The sequence below is a fragment of the Mesorhizobium sp. M7A.F.Ca.CA.002.05.1.1 genome, assembly GCF_003998335.1.
In the GTDB taxonomy this organism is placed as follows: Bacteria; Pseudomonadota; Alphaproteobacteria; order Rhizobiales; family Rhizobiaceae; genus Mesorhizobium.
The window spans coordinates 1-7,765 of sequence record NZ_RZQI01000209.1 but is presented as its reverse complement, the minus strand read 5'-3'; the positions used below and the strand labels follow the sequence as shown (position 1 = coordinate 7,765).

Annotated in this window: 8 protein-coding genes; 3 read left to right on the top strand and 5 right to left on the bottom strand. The window is 61.9% G+C overall.

The window, feature by feature from the left end:
* The 4 genes from EN939_RS13215 to EN939_RS13200 all read right to left on the bottom strand — a co-directional run.
* On the bottom strand, nucleotides 1–643 hold a 643-nt coding region (locus tag EN939_RS13215; RefSeq protein ID WP_164750976.1), incomplete at its 3' end, for an ABC transporter ATP-binding protein.
* Between the two features lie 84 nt (nucleotides 644–727).
* Nucleotides 728–1,825, bottom strand: coding sequence for a polyamine ABC transporter substrate-binding protein (locus tag EN939_RS13210; protein ID WP_127268369.1), 1,098 nt, complete (start codon nucleotides 1,823–1,825; stop codon nucleotides 728–730).
* 340 nt (nucleotides 1,826–2,165) lie between these two features.
* The gene (locus EN939_RS13205) at nucleotides 2,166–3,116 is read right to left on the bottom strand and encodes a DMT family transporter (protein WP_127268368.1); all 951 of its coding nucleotides are present in this window, start codon (nucleotides 3,114–3,116) and stop codon (nucleotides 2,166–2,168) included.
* A 150-nt stretch (nucleotides 3,117–3,266) separates the two neighbouring features.
* Nucleotides 3,267–4,709 carry a helix-turn-helix domain-containing protein gene (locus tag EN939_RS13200; protein WP_127268367.1) on the bottom strand — a complete coding sequence of 481 codons (1,443 nt, stop codon included), beginning with the start codon at nucleotides 4,707–4,709 and terminating at the stop codon, nucleotides 3,267–3,269.
* 227 nt (nucleotides 4,710–4,936) lie between these two features.
* On the opposite strand from EN939_RS13200, the gene aceA reads away from it, so the two are divergent.
* The 3 genes from aceA to EN939_RS13185 all read left to right on the top strand — a co-directional run bounded on the left by aceA (nucleotide 4,937) and on the right by EN939_RS13185 (nucleotide 7,205).
* Nucleotides 4,937–6,226 carry an isocitrate lyase gene (gene aceA, locus EN939_RS13195; RefSeq protein ID WP_127268366.1) on the top strand — a complete coding sequence of 430 codons (1,290 nt, stop codon included), beginning with the start codon at nucleotides 4,937–4,939 and terminating at the stop codon, nucleotides 6,224–6,226.
* A gap of 53 nt (nucleotides 6,227–6,279) precedes the next feature.
* Nucleotides 6,280–6,522 carry an SMc00767 family acetate metabolism repressor gene (locus tag EN939_RS13190; protein WP_127268365.1) on the top strand — a complete coding sequence of 81 codons (243 nt, stop codon included), beginning with the start codon at nucleotides 6,280–6,282 and terminating at the stop codon, nucleotides 6,520–6,522.
* 278 nt (nucleotides 6,523–6,800) lie between these two features.
* Nucleotides 6,801–7,205: a response regulator gene (locus EN939_RS13185; protein WP_236383383.1), complete on the top strand. Its 405-nt coding sequence runs from the start codon at nucleotides 6,801–6,803 to the stop codon at nucleotides 7,203–7,205.
* Nucleotides 7,206–7,271: 66 nt separating this feature from the next.
* Here EN939_RS13185 and EN939_RS13180 read toward each other — a convergent pair.
* A partial coding sequence (locus EN939_RS13180) for an HAD family hydrolase (protein ID WP_206528286.1) occupies nucleotides 7,272–7,765 on the bottom strand: 494 nt, incomplete at its 5' end.

Sequence of the window (7,765 nt, the reverse complement as noted above, 5' to 3'; positions counted from 1 at the left end):
CTTCCTGGTCGTGGGTGACGAAGACGAAGGTGATGCCGGTCTTGCGCTGCAGGATGCGCAGCTCGTCGCGCATGGCCTGGCGCAGCTTCAGATCGAGTGCGGAGAGCGGTTCGTCGAGCAGCAGCACTTCCGGTTCCGGCGCCAGGGCGCGGGCGAGCGCGACGCGCTGGCGCTGGCCGCCCGACAATTGCTGCGGCTTGCGCTTGGCGAACTGCTCGAGTTTGACCAGCTTCAGCATCTCGGCAACGCGCGATGCGATTTCGGGCTTCGGCATGCCGTCCTGCTTGAGACCGAAGGCGATGTTGTTCTCGACCGTCATATGCGGGAACAGCGCATAGGACTGGAACATCATGTTGACAGGCCGCCGGTAGGGCGGGATGCCACGCAGATCCTGGCCGTCAAGCAGAATGCGGCCGGCTGTCGGCTCCTCGAAGCCGGCGAGCATCCTGAGCAGCGTCGACTTTCCGCAACCGGAGGCGCCGAGCAGCGCGAAGAACTCGCGCTCGAAGATGGTCAGAGACAGATTGTTGACGGCGGTGAAGTCACCGAACTTCTTGGTGACGTTGTCGAACTGGATGTACGGCTTGGCATTCGGGTCGTTCCACGGTGCAAAATCCCTGCGGATGCTGCCAAGCGATTTCATATCCCACTCCGTCCTGATTTTCTTGCTTCTTGCCCCAGGTAGAAACGGTCCCGGCAGGTGGCTGCCGGGACCGTGTCGGATTGCTTACTGGCCAGTGACGATCTTGGTCCAGGTGCGCGTGATGACGCGCTGGGTCTTGGGATCGTATGGCGAGACGGTGTAGAGCTTCTTTATGGTCTCGGCATCGGGATAAACCGAAGGATCCTCCAACAATGCCTTGTCGACGAATTGCTGCGAAGCCTTGTTGCCGTTTGCGTAGAGCACGTAGTTCGACGACTTGGCGATAACTTCCGGCTTCATCATGTAGTTGATGAACTCGAGCGCCTCCGCCACATGCGGCGCGTCGGCGGGGATTGCCATCTGGTCGAACCACATCTGCGCGCCCTCCTTCGGCACGGAATAGCCGATTTCGACGCCCTGCTTGGCCTCGACCGCGCGGTTGCGGGCCTGGAACACGTCACCCGACCAGCCGACCGCCAGGCAGATATCACCGTTGGCGAGCGCGTTGATGTATTCGGAGGAATGGAACTTCCTGATGTAAGGCCGCACCTTGAGCAAGGTCTCCTCGGCCTTGGCGATATCATCGGGTGACGTGCTGTTCGGGTCGAGGTTGAGATATTTCAACGCCGCCGGGATGATATCTGCCGGCGAGTCCAGCACGTAGACGCCGCAGTCCTTCAATTTGGCCAGGCTATCGGGATTGAAGAAGACGTCCCAGCTGTCGATCTTGTCAGTGCCAAGCGCCGCCTGCACCTTCTTGATGTTGTAGCCGATGCCAACCGTGCCCCACATGTAGTTGACCGAGTATTCGTTGCCGGGGTCATATTTGGCGGTTCGCTCGGTAACCGTGTCCCACATGTTGGAAATGTTGGGCAGTTTCGACTTGTCGAGCTTCTGGAACACGCCGGCCTGGATCTGGCGCGCAAGGAAATTGCCGCTGGGCACGACGACGTCATAGCCGCTGCCGCCGGCAAGCAGCTTGGTCTCAAGGATTTCGTTGGAATCGAAGGTGTCATAGACGACCTTGATGCCGGTTTCCTTGGTGAAATCGTCGATGATCGAACTGTCGATATAGTCCGACCAGTTGAAGACGTTGACGACACGATCCGCGGCGTGACCGCCGACGGTGAACAATGTCAGGAATGCCGAGGTTGCCGAAAGCCAGAGCGCTTTGCGGATCATGCTATTCTCCTTTGATGAGTGTTCCTTCACCGGCTCGTCGCGATATCAGCGCGACCGGCATTTTCTTCAGACTATTGAGCTTTCCAAGGGGCGACAAGCGCGAACTGCCGAGACCATGCAGGCGGTTCGATGAGATGGCTGGATGCCCCTGAGGCGGCCTGGGAGGCGTGCCAATACCGTCATAGGCTTTCGCCGTGGCGCGGGCAGAGATACGACGATATGGTCCGGTCCCGATCGGACCGGCTGGGAGACTTGGCAAGATACGCCTGTCTTGTTGTTGCCGTATTCCCAGCCTGCCCGTGCTGCAGCGACGTTGTCAATGGCAAAGCTGCAGGCCGCTTCAATTAGGCGACGGCACCCCGGTGACCCCTGCGCGTTCGGGCCGTGCCTGGCGCTTGAATTCGAGCCCGATATGGACGAGCAGCGCCGTGACCACCACCGCGCCACCGATGATGGTGCGCCCCGACGGCACCTCGGAATGGATGAGCCAGACCCATATCGGGCCGAGGATCGGCTCGAACGTGCCGAGCAGAGCCGCGATGGCCGCCGGGATCAACCGTGCGCCGGTGGCGAAGAAGGCGAGACCGAGGCCGAGATTGACCACGCCGAAGGCAAACAGAAAGCCCATGTCGCTGACTGACACGGTGAAGGTCGATGCCTGCGAGACGGCAAAGCCGGCCGCGAGCATGGTGCCGAGGCACGTCGCCGGCGTCATGCGCACGCCGGAAAACCGCCGGGTGATGACGGTGGCGACCGAGAACATGACCGCGATCAACAGCGCCAGCCCATCGCCTATGGGCGAGACGGCGCCATCCAGCGATTCCGACACCATGATGGCGACGCCGGTGATGACGGCGGCGATTGCCACCCAGGTGGCGACACCGACCCTTTCGCGAAACAACGCCCAGGCAAACAGCGCCGCCAGCAACGGCACGCCTGCCTGCATCAAAAGGATGTTGGCGACGGTGGTGTAGGCCAGCGCCACGACGAAGGCGGTCGATGCGGTGGCAAAGCAGATCCCGACGGCAAGGCCGGGCAGACCCATGTCGTGGAACAGCTTCAACGTGCCACGCCAGCCGTCACGCCAGACCATGAAGCAGACCAGGAAGGCGGCTGCCCAGACGGATCGCCAGAAAATGACCGTCCAGCTGTCACCGACAGTGATGAAGCGGGCGATGGTGCCGCCGAAGCTCCACATCAGCGCCGACAGGAAGACCAAAAGCATGCCGACGCGCTCCTCGCGCGGCGAGACGGCTGGCGATGCGACGATCGGCGATGCGGTATCGATCATGAGCGCGACTGTCGGGCTTTTGTGGACGGGACGATGCGCAAGGGACGACAAAAAGATGCTCTGTTCGCGTAACGCAAAGGCGCAGGCCGGAACTGAGCCAGCGGCCGGCGACAATTATGGCACCTTGCCCCCATTTCAGAGGACACGGCGTTACTGGAAATCGAAGGCACTCAGGCCCGTCACCATCTCGTCAAGGCCGAGCGGGCGCGTCACCGGCGGCTCGGCCCGCGCCAGGCAGCCGACGCGTTCGCAAAGCCGGCAGGCAGGCCCGACCGGCGTCGCCGCAATACTGCCGGCCTTTGCGGTGATTGCCGCACCGGGCAATGCCGCGCCATAGACGATCTCGTCCCGAAAGCCGATGTCGCAACCGAGCAGCAGCGCGGTGCGGCGCGGACGTTCCGAGAATGCGCCTTGCGGCCCTTCCAGTGTGCGGGCGATGCACAGGAACTCGGCGCCGTCGGGCATTTCCACTGCCTCGACGAAGACCTGGCCGGGTTGGGTGAAGGCAACATGCACGGGCAGCTTGGGACAGCCGCCGCCAAAGCGGCTTTGTGGAAAGCCCTGGCTGCCGGCCTTGCGGAAGCGGTTGCCTGCATTGTCGACCTCCAGCATGAAGAACGGCACCCCCGAGGCACCCTGCCGCTGCAGCATGGTCAGCCGGTTGGCTGCCTGTTCGAAGGAGACGCCGAAGCGCGAACGCAGGACATCGATGTCATAGCGGGCGCGCACGGCAGCCGCGTGAAAGGCCTGATAGGGCATCATCAGCGCATGCGCCGCATAACGGCCAAGTTCGAAGCGGGCCAGGCGGCGCGCCTCGTCGGTGCTCAGCTTGAGCGCCTGGATCTCGCCGGCGACCGCGACCGTCATGCGGATCAGGCAGGCCTCCATCGCGACTTCGCGCAACTGGTCGAACGGCGACAGGCGTTCGGACAGGAACAGGCGCTGCGAATGACGATCATAACGGCGGCGCCAGTTCGGCATGGTGGCGACCGGCAGCACCTTGACCACGATGCCATATTCGCGCTTCAGCCAGGCCTTCAGCGCGCCGAACAGATCGTCGCCGGGATCGAGCACCGAGGTGAACGCCGCGGCCTCCCCCTCGAGGGCAGCGAAATGGTTCGGCCGGCGCTCGAAAATCTCGTGCACCTCGTCGATCGGCAGGCGGGCGCCGGAAAGCGCCGTCGCCCGACCTTCGCGCGCCAATAGCTCGTTTAGGTCGGACAGGCGCTCGGCCTGCTCGCGATAGGCGCGGAACAGTTTTATCACCGCCGCGGACGCGTTGGGCGCGGCCTCGGCAAGCTCGATCAGTTCCTGATCTCCCGGCAACTCGCCGACCAGCAGGGGATCGGTGAACACTTCCTTCAAGGCAGCGACCGACCCCCTCGCCTCGCCCTGCAGCTCGTGCGGATCGACCTTGTAGACGGAGGCCAGTCTGAGGATCAGCTGCACCGTCAGCGGCCGCTGGTTGCGCTCGATCAGATTGAGATAGGAGGGCGAAATGCCAAGACCCTCGGCCATCGCCGTCTGCGTCAGGCCCTTGGCGTTGCGGATGCGGCGGATGCGCGGCCCGGCGAAAATCTTCTGGTCAGCCACGGACTGTCCTTTACAGCATTTACACGAATTTCTGGGCTCGGTCCTTTTACAATAATGACAAATTTACAACGCACCTCTGTCAAACGCAACACAGGTTTTCTCTTATATTCCGTCGGTTTCCCTGATTTTTGTGGCTGATGTCGCGCAGAAATGTAAATCCAGTCATAACCCAACGACCCCAAATTCTTGAAGCCTTGACACAGTTCAGCAATTCCTCGGAGTGACCAATGACTGATTTTTACAACCTCGTGCCATCGGCCCCGGAAGGTCGTTTCGACGGTATCGAACGGCCCTACTCCGCGGCGGATGTGAAGCGTCTGCGCGGTTCGGTGCAGATCCGTCAGAGCCTCGCCGAAATGGGTGCCAACCGGCTGTGGAAGCTCATCCATGAGGAGGACTTCGTCAACGCGCTCGGTGCCATGTCCGGCAATCAGGCGATGCAGCAGGTGCGCGCCGGGCTGAAAGCGATCTACCTGTCGGGCTGGCAGGTTGCCGCCGACGCCAACACGGCTGGCGCGATGTATCCGGACCAGTCGCTCTATCCGGCCAATGCAGCGCCCGAACTGGTCAAGCGCATCAACCGGACGCTGCAGCGCGCCGACCAGATCGAAACGTCCGAAGGCAACGGGCTTTCGGTCGAGACATGGTTCGCGCCAATCGTCGCCGACGCGGAAGCCGGTTTCGGCGGACCGCTCAACGCCTTCGAAATCATGAAGGCCTTCATCGAGGCGGGCGCCGCCGGCGTCCATTATGAGGACCAGTTGGCGTCGGAAAAGAAATGCGGCCATCTCGGCGGCAAGGTGCTGATCCCGACCGCGGCGCACATCCGCAACCTCAACGCCGCGCGCCTGGCGGCGGACGTGATGGGCACGCCGACCCTGGTCGTCGCGCGCACCGATGCGGAAGCCGCCAAGCTGCTCACCTCCGACATCGACGAACGCGACCAGCCTTTCGTCGACTACGACGCCGGCCGCACGGTGGAAGGCTTCTACCATGTCAGGAACGGCATCGAGCCCTGCATCGCCCGCGCCATTGCCTATGCGCCTTACGCGGATCTGATCTGGTGCGAGACCTCGAAGCCGGACCTGACGCAGGCCAGGAAATTCGCCGAGGGCGTGCGCAAGCATCATCCCGACAAGCTGCTCGCCTACAATTGCTCGCCCTCGTTCAACTGGAAGAAGAACCTCGACGACGCGACGATCGCCAGGTTCCAGAAGGAGCTCGGCGCCATGGGCTACAAGTTCCAGTTCATCACGCTCGCCGGCTTTCACCAGCTCAACTACGGCATGTTCGAACTGGCGCGCGGCTACAAGGCGCGGCAGATGGCGGCCTATTCCGAGTTGCAGGAAGCGGAGTTCGCGGCCGAGGCCGATGGCTACACCGCGACCAAACATCAGCGCGAAGTCGGCACCGGTTATTTCGACGCCGTGTCGATGGCGATCACCGGTGGCCAGTCATCGACCACCGCCATGCATGAATCGACAGAGCACGCGCAGTTCAAACCGGCCGCCGAATAGCGAACAGAAGAACTCAGAGGAAACGCCCAACAGGGCTTGGAAGGAGAAGACCAATGGCATCGATAAGCCGTGTCAAGGAACGCGCCGAGGAACAGTCGACGACGATGAACGTCGACCAGCAGGCGACGATCCGCATGCTGGCCAACGACCTGCACCGCCTCAACCAGTCGGTGATGAAGGCGGTCGAGGCGGGCGTCTCGGTGGAGCTCGTGCGCTCGGCACGACATCATGGCGGCGACGGCAACTGGGGCGATCTGCTGATCCCGGTGATCGTCACACAGCAGCGCCACGGCTGACCGGAATCCATGCAACCGGCCCTTCACCTGCGCAGCCCCTGCGCAGGTGAATTTTCTTTTTATGAAACGCACTTGTGGACAGTTGAGTACAGTAGCGTTGCTTGAAATTCACTGCTCCGGCGATGATTTCAGGCACTTTTATTTCAACTTGACATAGGCTCCGATCTCACGCCAATTGCGCTCCGGATTCAACTCTGCATTGAAATAGGGGCGAGCTTCTTGGCCGACTTGTGTGCCCGGTGAATGGCGAAGGCGAGACTCCAAGACATCCGAATCCGGTGACCCGCGGTTCAACCACCGAGGCGGTCCGCGATCCGTCGCAGGTGCTTGTCGTCGGCAAATCGCCAATCAATCGCGTGGTGATTTCAAAGATCGTCGAGCGATCCGGGCTCAAGCCGATTTCCGAATCTCCCGACACGGCGGCAAGGATCTTGCGGTCGCTCATTCCCGGCGCGGTTGTCCTTGACGGCGGCGCCGACAACAAGGACTGCGACAATCTGATGTCCAGCATCGACGCGTTGCGCCGCGCCTCGGGCAAATCGCTGCCACCAGTAATCCTGCTGTCAACCAAGAATGGCACCAGGGAAAGTCTGGGCCTGTCTGGTATCATCGACGTGGTGGTCGCCAAGCCGATCACGCCCGAACGGTTGCAACCGGTGATCGATCGCCTGATTGGCCGCTAGAGCAGCCAGAAAAAGTGCGCGGAGTTTCCGTCCGGGAATCAGAAAACAAACAGCTGGATCCTGTGATCAACCTGCATTCACGATGCTTTCGATCAGTCCGGGCAGTTGTCCGAGATCGGATATCTGGCGGTATCTCGTTTCAGCCACCGGCGCCTCGACATGCTCCAGCACCCAGGTCAGTTCATGCGGCACGTGGACGCCCCAACCGCCGGCCTCGATGGCCGGTACCACATCCGACTTCAGCGAGTTGCCGACCATCATGCTCTTCGCGGCACCATCGCCGTGGCGGCTGAAGATCCTGCTATAGGTGGCAGCATTCTTGTCACTGACGATCTCGACCGCGTCGAACAGATCGCCAAGGCCAGAGCCAGCCAGCTTGCGCTCCTGATCGAAGAGGTCGCCCTTGGTGATCAGCACGAGGCGGAATGCGCCGGCAAGCTTTTCGACCGTCTCGCGGGCATGCGGCAAGGCCTCGATCGGATGGTTCAGCATTTCGCGGCCGGCATCAAGGGATTTACCCTGTCGATGATCGAGACGGCGATCGAGGTCACGCAAGGCCG